Genomic DNA, 18,497 nt, shown 5'->3' with positions numbered 1-18,497 from the left:
TACGGACCGGGGGCGGGGGCCCGGCACCGGGACCCCGTCCCTCCGCCGTGCGCCCGGCCGGGTCACAGCGTCGGGTAGTCCGTGTAGCCGCGGTGGTCGCCGCCGAAGAAGGTGGCGGGGTCCGGGGTGTTGTAGGGGCCGCCGGCCTTCAGGCGGGCGGGCAGGTCGGGGTTGGCGATGAAGAGGGCGCCGTAGGCGACGAGGTCGGTGGTGCCGTCCTCGATCAGGGCGAGGGCGTCGGGGCCGGTCGGGCCCTCGGTGGCCGGGTTGAGGACGAAGGTGCCGGAGAACGCCTTGCGCAGGGCGAGGGTCAGCTCGCGGACCTCGGGCTTGGCCTCCGTGACGTGCAGGTACGCGATGCCGATCGGGTCGATCGCGGCGACGAGGGCCGGGTAGATCGCGTCGGTGTCGGTCTCGGCGATGTCGTTGTAGGTGTTGGCCGGGGAGATCCGCAGGCCGGTGCGCTCGGGGCCGATGGCGGCGGCGACGGCCTTGACGACCTCGACGGCGAAGCGGATGCGGTTCTCGACCGGGCCGCCCCACTCGTCGGTGCGGTGGTTGGAGCCGGTGGCGAGGAACTGCTGGATCAGGTAGCCGTTGGCGCCGTGGATCTCGACGCCGTCGAAGCCGGCCTCGACGGCGTTGCGGGCGGCGGTGGCGAAGCCGGCGATCGTCTCCGCTGTCCCGTCGGCGGTGAGCTCGCGCGGGGCGACGAAGTCGATGAGTCCGGTGCCGGCGAAGAGCTGCCCGGCCGGGGCGACGGCGGAGGGGCCGACGGGGTGGAGGCCGCCGCCGAGGACCTCGGGGTGGCTGATCCGGCCGGCGTGCATCAGCTGGGCGAAGATCCGGCCGCCCTTCGCGTGGACGGCGTCGGTGACCTCGCGCCAGGCGGCGATCTGCTCGGCGGTGTGCAGGCCGGGGGTGTCGGGGTAGCCCTGGCCGATGGCGGTGGGCTGGACGCCTTCGGTGATGATGAGGCCGGTGGAGGCGCGCTGGGCGTAGTACTCCGCGACGAGCGCGGTGGGGGTGCGGCTCTCGCCCTCGGCCCGGCTGCGGGTCATGGGGGCCATGGCGATGCGGTTGGCGAGCCGGGTGCCGGCGAGGTCGATCGGGTCGAAGGCGGTGGTCATGGCGGTCCCTTTCCACAAAGTGTGTGGTCGACCAAGTATCGGTTTTATGTGGTCGGCCAAGCATCTGGTCCGGTCGCCACTGTAACCCATTCCTTGGCCGACCAAGGTAATCTTTGGGTGACGACGTCACGAGGAGCCACCATGTCCGGAACCGACCCCGTCTGTACCGAGCCGCCGCCCGCCGCCACGCGCTGCGGGCCCGTCGGCCACGCCCTGGCGCGGGTCGGGCGGCTGCACCGGATCGCCATGGGGCGGCGACTGCGGGAGCTCGGGCTCTACCCGGGCCAGGAGCTGATGATGATGCGCCTGTGGGACTGCGGGCCGGTCCGGCAGTCGGAGCTGATCCAGTCCCTGGGCCTGGACCCGTCGACGGTGACGAAGATGCTCCAGCGGCTCGAACAGTCCGGGCACGTGCGCCGGGGCCCGGACCCGGCGGACCGGCGCGCGGTCCTGGTCGAGGCGACGGAGAGGGGCCAGGCGCTGCGCACCGGCGTCGAGGACGCCTGGAAGGACCTGGAGTCGCTGTCGCTCGGCGGGCTCTCCGCGGCCGACGGGGCGGAGCTGTCCCGGCTGCTCGGCCTCGTCGCGGAGAACCTGCGCGAGGAGACGGAGGAGGCGGACGGCTGCGCGCCGGGGGCGACGGTCTGCTGAGACGCGCGGGCCCGGCGCCGGGCTCCGGATCTCGGCCGCCGGGACCGTGGGACCGTGGGGCTGTGGGGCCGTGGGGCTGTGGGGCCGTGGGGCGGTGGGGCCGTGGGGGCTCAGCCTCTCCAGGCCCCGGCACGGGGCCCGGGCCTTCGGTGTCCGGCCCCGGGCCCTCGGTCTCCCGGCCCCGGGCCCTCGCCGCCGCGTCCGGCCTCAGCCGCCCAGGACGTCCAGGGCGCGGTCCACGTCCGCCGTCGTGTTGTACAGGTGGAAGGAGGCCCGCAGGTTGCCCGCGCGGGCCGAGAGCAGGACGCCGGCCCTCTCCAGGGCGTCCGCGCGGTTCCCGAGGCCCGGGACGGCGACGACCGTCGAGTCGTCCGCGACCGGCTCGTGCCCGAGGGAGCGGAGCCCGGCGCGGAAGCGGGCCGCGAGCCCCTTGTTGTGGACCTCGATCCGCTCGATGCCGACCTCTTCGAGGAGGGCGAGCGAACGGGCCGCCCCGTGGTACGAGAGGAAGGCCATCGGCTCGTCGAACCGGCGCGCGGAGCGGGCGAGTTCGCGGACCGGGCCGTAGCTGTTGACCCAACGCTCCTCGCCGGTGACCCAGTTGGCGTGGATGGCGAGGAGCGAGTCCTGCGCCTCCTCGGTGACGGTGAGGAAGGACGCCCCGCGCGGACAGAGCAGGTACTTGTAGCCGCCGGCGACCGTGTAGTCCCACTCCCCCGCGCGCAGCGGCAGCCAGCCGGCCGTCTGGGTGGCGTCCAGGAGGGTGCGGGCGCCGTGGGCGGCCGCGGCCTCCCGTACCGCCGCGAGGTCGGCCGTCCGGCCGTCCGCCGACTGCACGGCGGAGAGGGCGACGAGGTCGGTCTCCGGCCGGACGGACGCGGCGAGCCGCTCCAGGGGCGCGAAGCGGACCTTGAGGTCGCCGCGGATCGTGAAGGGGGTGATGACGGAGGAGAAGTCGCCCTCGGGGAAGAGGACCTCGGACCCGGCGGGCAGCGACTGGGCGATCATCCCGCAGTGCACGGCGACCGAGCTGCCGACGGCGACGCGCTCGGGGGCGGTCCCGACGAGCCGGGCGAAGGTCGCCCGGGCCTCGTCGACGATCTCGAAGCTGCCGGAGCCGCCGGGGCGCCCGTCGGCGGTCTCCCGCGCGAGGAGCGTGACGGCCTCGACGGTCCGGCGGGGCATCAGCCCGCAGGTGGAGGTGTTGAGGTAGGTCTTCTTGGGCGCGAACTCGGCGCCGCCGAGCGGCTGGTCGAGCGCCTGGTCGAGGGAATCCATGCCCCCACCCTGGGTTCCCGACGATCACCCGTCAATCGCGCCCCCACCTGGGAGATCTTCCAAGACCGGCTTATCACCGCAGGTCAGCAGGGGTGCGACGCTCCGGCCCCGGGGCGGCGGGAGCCGAAATCCGGGCCGGAGCGGAGGCGGGTCCCGCTCAGGCCCCCGGGACCTCGCAGCCGTCCGGGCCGCAGGCCTCCGCGTCCACGTCGGTGCCGAGCGGCTGGAGGGCGCGGCCCTGCCAGGCCTGTTCGAGGGCCTGGGTGAAGACCTCGGCGGGCCGGCCGCCGGAGACGCCGTAGCGGCGGTCGAGGACGAAGAACGGCACGCCGTCGGCGCCGAGTTCCGCGGCCTCGCGCTCGTCCTGCCGTACGTCGTCGGCGTAGGCGGTCTCGTCGGCGAGGACGGCCCGGACCTCGGTCTCGTCGAGGCCGGCCTCCACGCCGAGCGCCACCAGGGTGTCGGTGTCGAAGACGGAGCGCTCCTCGGCGAAGTTGGCCCGGTAGGCCAGGTCCAGGAGCTCGCCCTGCCGGCCGCGGGCCTTGGCGAGGTGGAGCAGCCGGTGGATGTCGAAGGTGTTGCCGTGGTCGCGGCCCTCGGTGCGGTAGCCGAGTCCCTCGGAGTGCGCGTTGGAGGCGACGTGCGCCTCCATGGCCCGGGCCTCGTCGAGGGTGCGGCCGTACTTCTTCGCCAGCATCTCCAGGACGGGGGCCGTGTCGCCCTTGGCCCGGCCGGGGTCGAGCTCGAAGGAACGGTGCACCACCTCGACGTCGTCCCGGTGCGCGAAGGCCGCGAGCCCCTTCTCGAAGCGCGCCTTTCCTATGTAGCACCAGGGGCAGGCGATGTCGCTCCAGATCTCGACGCGCATGGGTTTCTCTCCGGGGATGACGGGGTCAAGGGGGTGTTCCGTGCGGAGAACGCTCCCACCTGCCCGTTTCATTCCGCGCGCGGGACGGTGTGGGGCGGAGCACGCCGTGGTCACCGCTCTCCGGACGGCGCTGCGGGTGGGGGCGGTGCCGATCGCCACCACGCGCGACGGGGAGGGGCGCGACCGGCTCCTGGCGCCGGGGGCCGCGCACGTGGTCGTCACGGAGCGGAAGGACCTGGTCGAGGAGGTGCGCCGGATCACCGGGGGCGCGGGCGCGGACCCGGTCTTCGACGGGATCGGCGGGCCCGGGTCCGCCCGGCTCGGGGACGCGCTGCGGCCCGGCGGCACCGCCGTGCCGTACGGCCGGCCCCCGGCCGGTCGAGCCGTCCGTGAACGGGCCGCCGACCGCGCACGGGTACGCCGACGGGGTGCTCGCCGCGACCGAGGAGGGGCGCCGCCGGGCGACGGGGTTCGTCGGCTCGGGGCTGCGCGACGGTTCCCCGGCGCCGGCGGTCGCCGAGGTCTTCGACGGCCTGGAGCGGATCGCCGACGCCCACCGGCCGGTGGGGTCCACCGCGCGCCTCGGGAAGATCGTGGTGCGCGTGCGCCACCGGGGGGTGTCGGCTCAGCGCCTCGGCACTCCCAGCGGGTTGCCGTCGCGGAGTTCCGGCGGGAGGAGGCGGTCGGGGGTCGACTGGTAGGTGACCGGGCGGAGCCAGCGTTCGATCGCGGTCGCGCCGACCGAGGTGGCGGTGGAGGTGGTGGCCGGGTAGGGGCCGCCGTGGTGCTGGGCGGCGGCGACGGCGACGCCGGTGGGCCAGCCGTTGACCAGGACCCGCCCGGCCAGCGGGGTGAGGGCGGCGAGGAGCGGGGCCGCGTCGGGGTCGTCGGCCGCCTCCGTGGTGTGCAGGGTGGCCGTCAGGTTGCCCGGCAACAGGTCCAGGACGGCCGCGGCCTCCTCGCGGGTGGTGTAGCGGGCGACGACGGTGACCGGGCCGAAGCACTCCTCCAGGAGGAGGTGGTGGCCGCCCGCGGCGAGCCGTCCGGCGTCGACCGCGAGGACGCCGGCGCTGACGGTGTGCGCGCCGCCCGCGCCCGGGGCGACGGGGGTGTCGACCCCGGGGAGCGCGGCGCGCTCCGCGACTCCGGCGAGGAAGGCGTCCCGCATCCGGTGGTCGAGCATGACGGAGGGCTCGGTCTCGCCGACGCCCGCGGCGAGGGCGTCGAGGAAGCGGTCGCCCGCCGCGCCCGCGGGGGCGAGGACGAAGCCGGGCTTGGTGCAGAACTGGCCCGCGCCCAGGGTCATGGAGGCGGCGAGCCCGGCACCGATCCCGGCGGCCCGCTCCTCGGCGGCGGCCGGGGTGATCACGACCGGGTTGAGGGAGCCGAGTTCGCCGTGGAAGGGGATCGGCACGGGCCGGGCGGCGGCCGCGTCGAAGAGCGCCCGGCCGCCGCGCACGGAGCCGGTGAAGCCGGCCGCCGCGACGAGGGGGTGGCGGACGAGCGCGACACCGGCGTCGAAGCCGTGGACGAGGACGAGGACGTCCTCGGGGAGGCCGGCCTCGGCGGCGGCCCGGCGCAGCAGCGAGGCGCAGAGCTCGGAGGTGGCCGGGTGGTCGGGGTGGCCCTTGACCACCGCGGGGCAGCCGGCCGCGAGGGCGCTCGCCGTGTCGCCGCCGGGGACGGAGAAGGCGAGCGGGAAGTTGCTCGCCGCGTAGACGGCGACGACGCCGAGCGGGACCTTCCAGCGGCGCAGGTCGGGCCGGGGCGGGACGGCGCCGGGGTCCGGGAGGTCGATCCGGACGTCCAGGAAGGAGCCTTCCTCGACGGTGTCGGCGAAGGCCCGCAACTGGGCCGTGGTGCGGGCGAGTTCGCCGGTGAGCCGGACGGTTCCGAGGGCCGTCTCGGCGTCGGCGGCCTCCACGACGCGGTCGCGGGACCCGTCGAGGAGGTCGGCGGCGGTACGGAGGAGGGCGGTCCGCGCGGCCCGGTCGGCGAGGGCCCCGCGGGCGGCGTGCGCGGCCCGGACGGCCCGGTCGACCTCCTCCGCCGTGGCCTCCACCGCGACCTGCTCGCGCGGCTTCCCCGTCCGAGGATCCACGCTCCACACCGGTTCTGCCGCCACCGCCACGCCCCCGTCGCCGCCCTGAACACGATTCCCGCAGATGAACGCGTTTCCGGTGGACTCTATTGACGGTCCGACCGTCTCCACAAGGGGCGGCCGGACGGCGGAAGATGGGGGCGGGGGCCGTGACGACTGCCGACGCGGGCGGGGCACGGGTGAAGTCGGCGGTGCGGACCGTGGAGTCGTTGGAGTACTTCGCCGGGCGCGCCGGGACGCGCCCGCCGTCCGCCGTCCAGGAGTCCGTCGGCTGTCCCGAGTCCAGCCCGTACGCGCTGCTTCGCGCCCTGGTGGAGCTGGGCCGGGCGGAGACCGATGGGACCGGCACCCGGTACGGCATCGGGGTGCGGGCGCCGCTGGTCGGCACCGTGTACGTCGACGGCGACGAGGTGGTGGCCGCCTCCCGGACCGGCTCGCGGGCGGGACCGCGGAGACGGTCGACCCGGCGCGGCTCGACGGCGCCGACGTGGTCTGTCCGGCGGCCCGCGGGCCCCCGCACCGCCTGCGGCCGTTCGCCCGGGTCGGACGGCGGCCGCCCGCGCACTCGACCGCGCTCGGCAAGGCGCTGCTCGCCACCCGTGACGACGAGCAGGTGCGCGGACTGCTCCCGGCGACCCTGTCGGCGATGACCGAGCACAGGGTGACCGGCCGCGAGGAGTTGACCGAGGAGCTGCGCGTCATCCGCGGGCGGGGCTTCCCGGTCGACCGCGAGGAGAGCACGCCGGGACCGCGCTGCTTCGGCGTCGCGGTCCCCTACCGGATCCCGGCGCGGGACGCGGTCAGCTGCTCGGTGCCGGCGGCCCGGCTCACCCCGGCTCGCGAGCGGTCGGTCCGGGACGCGCTCCTCGACGCGCGTGACCGACCGGCCCCGATGACCCGCCGGCCCTGAGCGCCGGGGGCCGTGGGGGCCTGTACGGGAGGGGCGCGTCCCCCGTACGGGAAGAGGCGTCCCCGTACGGGAGGAGGGCGTCTCCCCCGTGCGGCGGAGGCGGTTCACCGGGCGGGAGGAGGCGGCGCCCGGGGTCCGCGCGGGAGCGTGGGCGCATGACACCGACGGTACGCCGCGCCTCCTCCCCCGCCCCTTCCCCGACACCTCCCGCAGCCCACCCGCCGAGTGCCGTCCGCCGGTGGCTGCGCGGGCTCGCGGTCGTCGCCTGCCTCCCGTACGCCGTGCTCAAGTGCGTCTGGCTGGCGGGCGGCTCGCTCGGCATCCCGGCCGGCAGCGTGCTCCTGGAGCACCGCGGAACGATGGCGGTCGCCAACGCGCTCACGGTGGCCGCGGACCTGGTCGTCGTCGTCCTCGCCCTGCTCCTCACGCAGGACTGGGGACGCCGGGTCCCCGCCTGGCTCCTCGTCCCGCCGCTGTGGGCGGCGACCGGGCTGCTCGTCCCGATCATGACGGGATATCCGGCGCAGCTCCTGACCGCCCTCGCCACCGGCGGCGAGAAGGCCGCCGCGCCCGCCGCACCCTTCCTGGAGCCCTGGGTGTTCGCCGTCGTGTACGGCGGGTTCATCCTCCAGGGCCTGGCCCTCGGCGCCCTGTCGCTCCTGTACGCCCGGGACCGCTGGGGCCGTCCGTGGCGGGGGCGCCTGGGGGCGCTGTCCGCCGGTCCGCGGACGCGGGCCGTCGCCGTGTCCGGCGCGGTGCTCGCGCTCGTGCCGGCCGCCCTCCACCTGATGTGGGCGGCGGGCGCCACGACGGGCCTGACCGCCCGCCAGGCCGCCGAGCGGGACGCCGACTTCCACGTCCTGGAGGCCCAGCGGTTCGGCTTCGCCGTCGTCGCCGCGGCCGCCGTCCTCGTCCTGGTCCTGGGTCGGCCCGCCCGGTTCCGGCTCCGTCCCGTGCTCGCCACCGCCTGGATCGCGCCGGCCGCCGTCGGCTGCTGGGGCGCCTACATGTCGCTGGTGGTGCTGCTCCCCGTGGTGGATCCCGCCGAGCGGGTCACCGCCCTCACCCGGCTGGCCTACGCTGGCGACATGATCACCGGTTTCCTCCTGGCCGCGTGCGCGGCCGCCGTCCTGCGGCGCCGGAGCGCAGGGACGTGAAGCGGTGGACGGGGGCCCTCCTGGGGCAGCGGGCCAGGCTGCGCTGGGTGCACCTGATCCTGGGCGGCGCGCTGTTCATGCCGTACTGGCTGGTCGGCACCGTGGTCGTGGGACTCTTCGCGGACGGGGGCGGGGTGATCGGCGGCGACCTCCGGGTGCAGCTCGGAGCGTACGCGGTGGGGCTGCCCCTCGCGGCCGTCACCGCGCTCTTCCCGCCGGCCCGGCCGATGTCGGTGGCGGCGGCCAGGACGCTGTGCGGGGTGCCCGCCGAGCGGTTCGCCGACGGTCCGGCGCGCGGGTGGGAGGCCAGGGCGCGGACGGCGGGCTGGTTCATCCTGCACCTGGGCACCGGGGCCCTGGTCAGCGGTGCGAGCCTGGCCCTGCCGCCGTTCGCGGCGGCGGTGGCGGCGCTGCCGTTCTCGCCGTCGTTCCGGGAGTCCGAACTCAGCGGGTACTGGGGGCTCGACGGGTTCCCGTGGCTCTGGGCGGCGGTCCCGGCGGCCGTGCTCATGCTGCTCGCCCTGACGGGCACCGCCGCCGCGACCGGGGCCCTGCTCGCCCGGCAGGCGCCCCGGCTCCTCGGGCCGGACCCGGCGGACCGGCTGGCGGCGGCCGAGCGGCGCGCGGCGGAGGCGGAGTCCCGCAACCGGCTGGCCCGGGAGCTGCACGACTCCGTCGGCCACGCGCTGAGCGCGGTCACCCTTCAGGCGGGCGCGGCCCGCCGGGTGCTGCGCGCCGAGGACCCCGACCCGGAGTTCGTACGGGAGGCGCTGACCGCGATCGAGGAGACCACCCGGCGCACGGTCGGGGAACTGGACCGGGCCCTCGGCCTGCTGCGGCGCGGCGAGGAGGTCGCGGAGGGCGTGGGCCCGGGGCTCGACGCCCTGGAGGCGCTGGTGCGCGGGGCGGGGGCGCGGGTGGCGCTGACCGTGGACGGGGACCCGGAACCCGTACCGGAGGCGGTGTCGCGGGAGGCGTACCGGATCGTCCAGGAGGGGCTGACGAACGCGGCCCGGCACGCGCGCGGCGCGCCCGTCGCCGTGCGGCTCGGCGTCCGTACCGGGGAAGTGGAGATCGTCGTGGAGAACCCCCTGCCCGAGCGGCCCCCGGTCGCCCGTCCGCACGGCGGGCACGGACTGCCCGGCATCGCGGAACGGGCCCGGCTGCTCGGCGGCACCGCCGACGCGGGCCCGGCGGACGGCGTGTGGCGCCTCGCGGTCAGGATCCCCCGGTGAGCGCCGACGGACGCCGGGGCGACCGGACGGGCACGGTGGAGGCGGGGCGGACGGACGTGGGCGTGGGCGTGGACATGAACGTGGACGTGGGCGGGACGGAGGCCGGGCGGGCGGCGGAGGCCGGGCGGGCCGTGCGGGTCGTCCTCGCGGACGACGAGCGCATGGTGCGGACGGCCCTGCGGGTCATCCTGGACGCGGAACCGGACCTGAAGGTCGTCGGGGAGGCGGCCACCGGTGCCGAGGCCGTGTCGGTGGTGCGGGCGGCGCGCCCGGACGTGGTCCTGATGGACGTGCGGATGCCGGAGGTCGACGGCATCCGGGCCACCGAGCAGATCCTCGCCGGGATGGCGGAGCCGCCCCGGATCGTGGTGGTGACCACCTTCGAGAACGACTCCTCCGTGTACGACGCGCTGCGCGCGGGCGCGGCCGGCTTCCTCCTGAAGCGGGCGGCGGCGGAGGAGTTGGTGGGCGCGGTCCGGCTGGTCGCGCGGAGCGACTCGCTGCTCTACCCGGCGGCGGTGCGCGCCCTGGCCGCCGAACACGCCCGCCGCAGGCCGGCGGCCCCGCCCTGGGCCGCCCGGCTCACCGACCGGGAGGCGGAGGTGCTGCGCCTGGTGGCGACGGGCCTGACGAACGCGGAGATCGCCGCCCGCACGGGCGTCGGCCGGGCCACGGTCAAGACGCACGTGGCGGCGGTCCTGGCGAAACTGGGCGCCCGCGACCGCACCCGGGCGGTGGTCCTGGCGTACGAGTCGGGGTTCGTGGGGGCGGGGTGAGCCCCCGGGGGTCCGTTACGACCGGGTGGCCGTCCCGCAGCCGTCCCCGCCCCCGCCCTCGCCCAGCGGTGCCGTGCGGTCGTAGGGATCGGTCCGGCGGCCGTTCGGGTCGGTGTCCGCCCCTCCCCCGCCGAACTGCGGCCGGAAATAACCGGTGGGCTCGTCGCAGCCACCGTTGGTCATGTCGAGCTTGTACGACAGGAGGGTGAAGGTTCCCTTCTCGGTGGTCACCTTCGACGGGTCGTCCCAGCTGACCACGGTCTCCCGGCGCGCGATCACGCGCACGACCTCGTCGCCGCCGCCGGCCGGGGCGAGCGGGTACACGTAGGTGACGTCGGCGGTGACCTCCAGGGCCCCGTCCCGGCCCTCCCGGTAGGAGAGCCGGCCGCGGGTCCTGACCTCGTTCCCGACGAGGCGGGCCTGCGCCGGGTCGAAGCGGCTGAAGAGCAGCAGCGGGTCGTGGTCCTTGCCCGGCTTGCCCAGCGCGGTCGACACGAAGGTCCTGACGTCCTTCTGGTGCGGGTTCATCAGGGCGATCGCCTTCTCCGGGCGGGCGCCCCGCAGCACCGCCGGGTCCAGGCCGGACGCGGCGAGGAAGTCACGCGTGCGCGTGAGGGCCCGCGCCACCTCCGGCTCCGTCATCCAGCCGGTGGCCCGGACGGGGGGCACGGTGATGCCGGCCGTGCCGCTCGCCCAGCGCGCGGCCGGGGAGCCCCGGAAGGGGTCGGCGAGCGTGGGCCGCCCGTCCGCCTCGGCGGGCGGGGCCTCCGTCGGCCGCTCCGTCTCCTGCGCGAGGGGCGCGCCGGCCCGGTCCCCGTCGCCGGACCAGCCGACGAGGCCGCCCGGGTCGACCGCCACGAACAGCAGCGCGAGGGCGGCCGCGAAGCCCGCCACGTACCATCCCTTCCGGGACCGGGGCCGGGACCGGGGCCGTACGGACGCGGACGTGGGCGCGCGCCACGGCGCGGGCTCCGCCGGCCCCGACCGCAGCCGGGCCGCCGTCTCGCGGGCCCGCGCGGACGGTTCCCTCGGCGCGTCCCCCGCGCCGTCGGCCGAGGTCCGCAGGAACTCCTCCCACACCTCGTCCGGCACCGACGAACCGTCCCGGTCCCCGCTCACTCCCGACCCCTCCCCGTTCCCCACGCGTTTCCGGCCCCTCCCCGGGGTCTCCGCATGATCGCACAGCCGACCGAACGGATTCGGACATGAAGGTTCGCTGAGAAACGGGCCGCACCCGGAACGTCCGCCGCCGGTCCGTTCGTCCCGACCAGTGCGATGAACAAGACGATCAGGCACACCTCGGTCTTCGTGCTGCTCCTCGTGCTCGCCCTCCTGGGCCGGGCCACGTGGGTGCAGGCGTACCGGGCCGAGGCGCTCGCGGACGACCAGAAGAACCGGCGGAAGACGATCGCGCAGTACGCGCAGCCGCTCGGGAACATCGTCGTGGCCGGCTCCCCGGTCACCGGCTCGAAGAGAACGGAGGGGACGGAGGGGACGGACCTGGCGTACCGGCGCACCTACACGGACGGCGAACTGTACGCGGCCGTCACCGGCTACAGCTCGCAGGCGTACGGCGCCACCCAGCTGGAGGGCATCTACGCCGACGTCCTCGACGGCACCGACGACCGGCTGAAGAACCCGCTGGACGCGGTGACCCGCAAGCAGCGGGAGCCGGGCACGGTGCTCACCACGATCGACCCCGCCGTGCAGAAGGCCGCCTACCGGGCGCTCGGGAACAAGAAGGGCGCGGCCGTCGCCGTCGATCCGGTGAGCGGCCGGATCCTCGCCCTGGCCTCCACGCCGTCCTACGACCCCTCGCGGATCTCCGGGACGAACGACGGGGCAGCCTGGCAGGAGCTGACCGGCGACGAGGACAAGCCGCTGGTCAACCGGGCGCTGCGGCAGCCGCTGCCGCCCGGCTCCACCTTCAAGCTGGTCGTCGCGGCGGCGGCCCTGGAGGACGGCCTCTACCGCTCGGTGGACACGGCGACGGAGAGCCCCGACCCGTACACGCTGCCGCACACCCGGACCGTGCTGCGGAACGAGAACGCGTCCGCGCCCTGCGAGAACGCGACGATCCGCACCGCGCTGCGGTACTCCTGCAACAACGTCTTCGGCAAGATGGCCGCCGACCTGGGGCAGGACAAGGTGCGGGCGATGGCGGAGAGGTTCGGCTTCAACGACGCCGAGCTCGACGTCCCGGTCCGGGCGTACGCGAGCGTGTACCCGTCGGCGATGGACCCGGCGCAGACGGCGCTCAGCGGCATCGGCCAGTTCGACGTGACGGCCACCCCGCTCCAGATGGCCATGGTGTCGGCGGCCATCGCCAACGACGGGCTCCTCGCGGCCCCGCACATGGTGTCGGAGGTCGTCGACTCCGACGGCGACGCGCTCGCCTCGTACGAGGACGGGGACACCCGGCGGATCGTCTCCTCCGCGACGGCCGGGCAGCTGCGCAGCGCGATGGTGACCGTGGTGGAGGAGGGGACCGGCACGAACGCGGCGGTCGCCGGGGCGGAGGTCGGCGGCAAGACGGGCACCGCGCAGCACGGCGAGAACAACAGCAAGACGCCGTACGCCTGGTTCACCTCGTACGCGAAGGACCCCTCGACCGGGAAGCAGGTCGCCGTCGCGGTGATGATCGAGGACTCGGGCGCGGCCCGCTCCGAGGTCAGCGGCAACGGCCTGGCGGCCCCGGTGGCGCAGAAGATGATGGCGGCGGCGCTGAAGTGACGGCGGCATGACGGCGGTGGAGCCGAAGTGACGCCGAAGTGACGGTGGGCGGGGCCCGATTGGCCGTCGGGCCCCGTCACGCGGTATGCAGGGGCGCGCTCACATCCGAGCACGCATTCGATCCGTACCCCTGTCTGTCCCGTGGAGGACCGCCGTGCGCCTGCCCCGTTCCCTGTCCGGCTGGACCATGGCGGTCTTCGGCGTGCTCGCCGCCGCGCTCGGCGCGGTGGGCCTGGTCGTCCCGGACGCCCTGCTCACGGTCATGGGCTTCGAGCCGGTGCCCGACGGCGGGCGCGCGGACGGCGACCACACCCTGGTCTTCCTGACGGCCTCCTCGATGGCCGCGCTCAACATGGGCGTCTACTACGTCCTGGCCTCGCTCGCCGACTGGAAGGCGTTCTTCCGCTGGACGGTCCCCTTCCGCCTCCTCACCTGCGCGGTCTTCACCCTCGCCGTCGTCACCGGCCGCGCCCCGGCAGGCTTCCTGGGCGTGGGCCTGTGGGAGGGCGCCGGCGCGCTCGCGACGGGGCTCGCGCTGCGGTACGAGAAGGGGAGGGGCACGGACGCCCCCTAGGGTCTGCCCGACCCCGACCCGCCGGACACACGCCCTGGGGCCTGTCGGGCGGATCGGGGGCGGACAGGCCCTAGGTGCGGCGCGGCCTCCGGGCGGGGAGCATGGAGGAAAAGCGCGGGCGCGGCGGGAGGAGACAGGGTGACGGCCGGTTCCTTCCCTGGGACGGCGGGGCGGGTCGGGATGCCCCTGGACGGCAAGGGGCTGCTCGACGTGCTCGGGGTCGCGGCCGTCGTGGTGGACGCGCGCGGCCGGATCGTGCTGTGGAGCCCGCAGGCGGAGGCCCTCTTCGGCTTCCGCGCCGAGGAGGCCCTGGGCCAGTACGTGGCCCGGCTGATCGTCGGCGACGACCACCGGGAGGAGGCGGTGCGCCTCTTCGGCGAGGTGCTGGCCGCCGGCACGACCTGGGCGGGCACCTTTCCCGTACGGCACAAGGACGGCTCCACCCGGCAGGTCGAGTTCCGCAACATGCGGCTCACCGACGACCTGGGCGGGCTCTACGCCCTGGGGATCGCCGCCGACCACTCCGTCGTCGAGCGGGTCGAGGCCGAGCTCGCCCTCTCCGACCGGCTCGTCTCCCAGTCCCCGATCGGCCTCGCCGTCTTCGACACCGCGCTGCGGTTCGTCCTGGTGAACCCGGCCCTGGAGCGGATCAACGGCATCCCGGCCGCGCTGCACGCCGGGCGGCGGATCTCCGACATGCTGCCGGGGATCGACGCGCCGGGGATGGAGGAGGTGCTGCGGACGGTCCTGGCGACGGGCGAGCCGCTGCTCGACCACTCCACGGTGGGCCACACCCCGGCGGACCCGGGCCGCGACCACGTCTGGTCGGTGTCGTGCTACCGCCTCGAAGGCGGCGAGGGCCGGATCCTGGGCGTGGCGGCGTCGGTGATCGACGTGACCGAGCGGCACCGGGCGGACGCGGAGGCGGACCGGTCCCGGCGGCGGCTCGCGCTCATCGCGGACGCCTCGGCCCGGGTCGGCACCACCCTGGAGGTGGAGCGGACCGCCGACGAGCTGGCCTCGGTCGTGGTGCCGGCGCTCGCGGACGTCGCGGCCGTCGACGTCCTGGACTCCGTCCTGTCGCTGCGCAGACCGGGCGCGCCGGACGAGGGGCCCGCGCTGTTCCGGGCGCTCGCGGTGAAGGCGGCGGGGAGGACGGAGGCGCTGCCGGCCGCCGACCCGCCGGGGTCGGTCGCGATGTACGGGGCGGACCGGCTGGTCACCCGGTGCGTGCACACGGGTCTGCCGGTCCTGGTGGAGCGGGTCGGGCCCGGGGACCTGCCCCGGATCGCGCGGAGCCCGGAGGCGGCGGAGATGCTGGCCAGGGCAGGGGTCCACTCGTATCTGGCGGTGCCGCTGATCGCGCGCGGCGAGGTGCTCGGCGCGCTCGACCTCAAGCGGGACCGCAACGCGCTGCCGTTCGACGGGGACGACGTGCTGCTGGCGACGGAGCTGGCGGCCCGGGCGGCGGTGAGCATCGACAACGCGCGCTGGTACCAGAGCGTGCGGAACTCGGCGGTGACGCTCCAGCGCAGCCTGCTGCCGGGGGCGCCGCCGGCGCGGGCGGGCCTGGAGGTCGCGGCCCGCTACCAGCCGGCGCAGGCGTCGAGCGAGGTCGGCGGGGACTGGTACGACGTGATCCCGCTGCCCGACGACAAGACGGCGCTGGTCGTCGGGGACGTGATGGGCAGCGGGATCGACGCGGCGGCGACGATGGGCCGGCTGCGGACGGCGACCTGCGCGTTCGCGGACCTCGACCTGTCCCCGGTCCAGGTTCTGCGGCACCTGGACCGGATCACGGAGGGCCTGGAGCACTACATCGCGACCTGCCTCTTCGCCGTGCACGACCCGGCCAGGGAGCGCTGCCGGATCGCGAACGCCGGGCACCTGCCGCCCGTGCGGGTCCCGGTGGACGGCCCGGCCGAGCTGGTGCGGCTCTCGACCGGGGTGCCGCTGGGGGTGGGCGGCGGCACCTTCCGGACGGCCCGGGTGCCGTTCCGGCCCGGGGACCGCCTGGTGCTCTACACGGACGGCCTGATCGAGACCCGCGACGAGGCGATCGACGAGCGGCTCGCGCTGCTCGTGGGCCTGCTCGACGAGGCGCGCGGCCCCCTGGAGGAGACCTGCGACCTGCTGCTGAAGGCGCTGCGCCGGCCGGGCGCGCCGGACGACGTGGCGCTCCTGATCGCCCGGAGCACGGGATGACCGCGCGGAGGCGGCGGGACGGGCCGGGCCCCGGCACCGGCCGGGAGCGGAAGCGGGCCCGGCGGGAGAAGGGCCGGAAGCGCGAGACCGGACTGCGGAGCGTCGCCGGGCAGGTCTTCGCCCTGGAGGCGCTGATCGCGCTCCTGGTGATCGTGGCGGCGGCGTTCGTCACGTTCTACCAGGAGCGGCGGGACACCGAGCGGGACGCCCGGGCCCGCTCGCTCGCGGTCGCGGAGGCTCTGGCGAACGCCCCGGGCATCGACGCGGCGCTGGCCTCGCCCGATCCGACGGCGCTGCTCCAGGACGAGGCGGAGGCGATCCGGCGGGCCACGCGGCTCGACTTCATCGCGATCCTGGGGCCGGACGGAATGCGGTACACCGACTCGCAGCTGGACCTGATCGGCCGCCGGGCGGTCGGCGACCTCTCGCGGGCGACGGTGGACGGCGAGTCGTACACGGAGATCTTCCAGGGCGCGCCGAACGACGCGGTACGGGCCGTGGTCCCCGTGGTGAACGACCGGGGCAAGATCGTCGGCCTGGTGACCAGCGGCATCGAGGTGGAGAACATCGCGGACGCCGTCCGGGACCGGCTGCCGCTGCTGGCCGGGGCGGCGGGCGGCGCGCTCCTGGTGGCCGTGGGCGGGGCGGCCCTGGTGAGCCGGCGGCTGCGGCGGCAGACGCACGGCCTGGGGCCTGCCGAGATGACCCGGATGAAGGAGCACCACGAGGCGGTGCTGCACGCCGTCCGGGAGGGCGTCCTGATCATCGACTCCGACCACCGGCTGCTGCTCGCCAACGACGAGGCGCGGCGGCTGCTCGGCCTGGGGCCGGAGGCCGAGCGGCGGCACGTCTCGGAGCTGGGTCTGGACCCGCGTACGGTCGAGCTCCTGGAGTCGGGGGAGGCGGCGACCGACGAGGTGCACCGGGCGGGCGACCGGCTGCTCGCGGTGAGCGTGCGGCCCACGCTGCCGCACGGCTCCGAGTCCGGCTGCGTGATGACGATGCGGGACACCACCGAGCTGGCCGCGCTGTCCGGCCGGGCGGCGCTGGCCCGGGGCCGGCTCCAGCTGCTGTACGAGGCGGGGGTGCGGATCGGGACGACCCTGGAGGTCGTGCGGACGGCGGAGGAGCTGGCGGAGGTGGCGGTGCCGCGGTTCGCGGACTTCGCCACGGTGGAGCTCCTGGAGCCGGTGCTGCGCGGCGAGGAGCCGTCCGAGATCGTGGAGACGGCGGCCGCGCCGGCGGAGATGCGGCGGACGGCGCTGAGCGGGCTGCGGCCGGACCGGCCGCTCCAGCCGGTCGGGGACACCGTCCGCTTCGACGTCCCCAGCACCCCGATGGCCATGGCCCTGGCCACGGGGCACGCGGTGGTGCAGCCGGAGCTGGCGGCGGCGGAGGGGTGGCGGGCGCAGGACCCCGAGGGGGCGGCGCAGGCCCTCGCGTACGGGATGCACTCGCTGCTCACGGTGCCGCTGCTGGCCCGCGGGGTGGTCCTCGGGATGGCGAACTTCTGGCGGGCGGACACCCCGGAGCCGTTCGGGGAGGAGGACCTGTCGTTCGCGGAGGAGCTGGCGGCGCGGGCGGCGGTCGCGATCGACAACGCGCGCCGGTTCACCCGGGAGCACGCGATGGCGGTGTCGCTCCAGCGGAGCCTGCTGCCCCGGGTGCTGCCGGAGCAGAGCGCGGTGGAGGTCGCGTACCGCTACCTCCCGGCGCAGGCCGGGGTGGGCGGCGACTGGTTCGACGTGATCCCGCTGCCGGGGGCGCGGGTGGCGCTGGTGGTGGGGGACGTGGTGGGGCACGGGCTGCACGCGGCGGCGGCGATGGGGCGGCTGCGGACGGCGGTGCACAACTTCTCGACCCTGGACGTGCCGCCGGACGAGCTCCTGGGCCACCTCGACGAGCTGACGGGCCGGATCGACCCCCGGGAGTCGGAGGGCACGGACGGGGAGGGGCGGCGGCGCGACGAGGGGATCACCGGGGCGACCTGCCTGTACGCGATCTACGATCCGGCGTCCGGGCTCTGCACGGTGGCGAGCGCGGGCCATCCCGGGCCCGCGCTCGTCTCCCCCGACGGGCGGGTGGAGTTCCCCGAGCTGTCGCCGGGGCTGCCGCTCGGGCTCGGCCTGGGCGAGGCGGCGTTCGCGTCGACGGAGCTGCGGCTGCCGGAGGGCAGCAAGCTGGTGCTCTTCACCGACGGCCTCCTGGAGGACCACGGGCGGGACTTCGACGCGGGGCTCGGGCTGCTGCGGTCCACGCTCACCCGCCCGGACCGCAGCCCGGAGCAGACCTGCGCGGACGTCTTCACGACGCTCCTCCCGCCCTCCCCGCGCGACGACATCGCGCTGCTCGTGGCGCGGACCCGGCTGCTCGACCGGGAGCGGATCGCCGAGTGGGAGGTGGCGCGGGACCCGTCGGCGGTGTCGCCGGTGCGGAACGCGGCGGCGGCGAAGCTGTCGGAGTGGGGACTCGACGGGCTCGCGTTCTCGGCGGAGCTGATCCTCAGCGAGCTGATCACGAACGCGGTGCGGTACGGGGCGGACCCGGTGCGCGTGCGGCTGCTCCACGACCGGACGCTGATCTGCGAGGTCTCGGACGGCAGCAGCACCTCGCCCCACCTGCGGCACGCGGCGGCGACGGACGAGGGCGGACGCGGGCTCTACCTGGTCGCGCAGTACGCGGAGCGCTGGGGCACGCGGTACGGTCGGCGCGGCAAGACGATCTGGGCCGAACTGCGAGCGGGCGCGGATGGCCCGGAACCGGCGGAGGCGGCGATGCCGGACCTGGACGCGCTGGAGGACCTGGCCTGGTGAGGCCGGGGCGGGGCCGGGCCCTTCGGCGGGGGAGCGCTTCCGCGCACTCCTTCGACCGGCCGTCGG

At 76.0% G+C, this 18,497-nt stretch carries 14 protein-coding genes and 2 pseudogenes; 11 read left to right on the top strand and 5 right to left on the bottom strand.

Translation table 11 applies throughout. The features are described 5' to 3' along the window. Positions 1–62: 62 nt before the first annotated feature. Entirely contained in the window at positions 63–1,130 is a 1,068-nt protein-coding gene (locus OO47_RS19030) for an alkene reductase (protein WP_030205040.1), read from the bottom strand. Positions 1,131–1,271: 141 nt separating this feature from the next. Between OO47_RS19030 and OO47_RS19025 the strand changes: the two genes are divergently transcribed. Further along, positions 1,272–1,781 (top strand): MarR family winged helix-turn-helix transcriptional regulator, encoded by a 510-nt coding sequence (locus tag OO47_RS19025; protein WP_033209576.1) that lies wholly within the window; start codon positions 1,272–1,274, stop codon positions 1,779–1,781. Between the two features lie 207 nt (positions 1,782–1,988). Here the strand turns inward: OO47_RS19025 and OO47_RS19020 are convergent, their stop codons facing one another. Both OO47_RS19020 and OO47_RS19015 read right to left on the bottom strand, forming a co-directional pair. Beyond that, positions 1,989–3,059 carry an aminotransferase class V-fold PLP-dependent enzyme gene (locus OO47_RS19020; protein WP_030205043.1) on the bottom strand — a complete coding sequence of 357 codons (1,071 nt, stop codon included), beginning with the start codon at positions 3,057–3,059 and terminating at the stop codon, positions 1,989–1,991. A 157-nt stretch (positions 3,060–3,216) separates the two neighbouring features. After that, positions 3,217–3,927, bottom strand: coding sequence for a DsbA family oxidoreductase (locus OO47_RS19015; RefSeq protein ID WP_030205045.1), 711 nt, complete (start codon positions 3,925–3,927; stop codon positions 3,217–3,219). Between OO47_RS19015 and OO47_RS37875 the strand changes: the two are divergent. Both OO47_RS37875 and OO47_RS37870 read left to right on the top strand, forming a co-directional pair. Then, positions 3,902–4,246 (top strand): annotated as a pseudogene (locus tag OO47_RS37875) (zinc-binding dehydrogenase); the annotation flags it as partial. The gene OO47_RS19015 and the pseudogene OO47_RS37875 overlap by 26 nt on opposite strands. Positions 4,247–4,316: 70 nt before the next feature. After that, positions 4,317–4,628 carry an MDR/zinc-dependent alcohol dehydrogenase-like family protein gene (locus OO47_RS37870; RefSeq protein ID WP_030205050.1) on the top strand — a complete coding sequence of 104 codons (312 nt, stop codon included), beginning with the start codon at positions 4,317–4,319 and terminating at the stop codon, positions 4,626–4,628. On the opposite strand, the gene OO47_RS19005 is transcribed toward OO47_RS37870, so the two are convergent. Beyond that, entirely contained in the window at positions 4,553–6,052 is a 1,500-nt protein-coding gene (locus tag OO47_RS19005; protein ID WP_078489742.1) for an aldehyde dehydrogenase (NADP(+)), read from the bottom strand. The two genes, OO47_RS37870 and OO47_RS19005, sit on opposite strands and share 76 nt — an antisense overlap. A 110-nt stretch (positions 6,053–6,162) precedes the next feature. Between OO47_RS19005 and OO47_RS33435 the strand changes: the two are divergent. The 4 genes and pseudogenes from OO47_RS33435 (at position 6,163) to OO47_RS18985 (ending at position 10,106) form a co-directional block, all read left to right on the top strand. Continuing rightward, positions 6,163–6,938 (top strand): annotated as a pseudogene (locus tag OO47_RS33435) (IclR family transcriptional regulator). A gap of 155 nt (positions 6,939–7,093) precedes the next feature. After that, positions 7,094–8,095, top strand: a complete 1,002-nt coding sequence (locus OO47_RS18995; RefSeq protein WP_106969417.1) for a hypothetical protein — start codon at positions 7,094–7,096, stop codon at positions 8,093–8,095. Further along, complete coding sequence (locus OO47_RS18990) at positions 8,092–9,330, top strand: sensor histidine kinase (RefSeq protein ID WP_030205056.1); 1,239 nt, start codon at positions 8,092–8,094, stop codon at positions 9,328–9,330. Before OO47_RS18995 ends, OO47_RS18990 begins: the two co-directional genes overlap by 4 nt. A gap of 74 nt (positions 9,331–9,404) precedes the next feature. Beyond that, positions 9,405–10,106 (top strand): response regulator, encoded by a 702-nt coding sequence (locus OO47_RS18985; protein ID WP_051715166.1) that lies wholly within the window; start codon positions 9,405–9,407, stop codon positions 10,104–10,106. A gap of 15 nt (positions 10,107–10,121) precedes the next feature. Here OO47_RS18985 and OO47_RS18980 read toward each other — a convergent pair whose 3' ends face one another. Next, positions 10,122–11,000, bottom strand: coding sequence for a hypothetical protein (locus OO47_RS18980; protein ID WP_324606520.1), 879 nt, complete (start codon positions 10,998–11,000; stop codon positions 10,122–10,124). Between the two features lie 381 nt (positions 11,001–11,381). Here OO47_RS18980 and OO47_RS18975 point away from each other — a divergent pair, with 381 nt between their 5' ends. The 4 genes from OO47_RS18975 to OO47_RS18960 all read left to right on the top strand — a co-directional run bounded on the left by OO47_RS18975 (position 11,382) and on the right by OO47_RS18960 (position 18,431). Further along, positions 11,382–12,839, top strand: a complete 1,458-nt coding sequence (locus tag OO47_RS18975; RefSeq protein WP_030205066.1) for a peptidoglycan D,D-transpeptidase FtsI family protein — start codon at positions 11,382–11,384, stop codon at positions 12,837–12,839. Positions 12,840–13,026: 187 nt separating this feature from the next. Then, positions 13,027–13,413 (top strand): hypothetical protein, encoded by a 387-nt coding sequence (locus OO47_RS18970; protein WP_051715170.1) that lies wholly within the window; start codon positions 13,027–13,029, stop codon positions 13,411–13,413. A gap of 138 nt (positions 13,414–13,551) precedes the next feature. After that, the gene (locus OO47_RS18965; protein ID WP_030205070.1) at positions 13,552–15,618 is read left to right on the top strand and encodes a SpoIIE family protein phosphatase; all 2,067 of its coding nucleotides are present in this window, start codon (positions 13,552–13,554) and stop codon (positions 15,616–15,618) included. Beyond that, on the top strand, positions 15,615–18,431 hold the full coding sequence (locus OO47_RS18960; protein WP_030205072.1) for a SpoIIE family protein phosphatase/ATP-binding protein: 2,817 nt from the start codon (positions 15,615–15,617) through the stop codon (positions 18,429–18,431). Before OO47_RS18965 ends, OO47_RS18960 begins: the two co-directional genes overlap by 4 nt. The last annotated feature ends 66 nt before the right edge of the window (positions 18,432–18,497 follow it).

Origin of the sequence: Streptomyces bikiniensis, from assembly GCF_000716625.1 — a bacterium.
GTDB lineage: Bacteria > Actinomycetota > Actinomycetes > Streptomycetales > Streptomycetaceae > Streptomyces > Streptomyces bikiniensis.
Note: the sequence above shows the minus strand (reverse complement) of the source record. Positions and strands in the feature narration are given on the sequence as shown.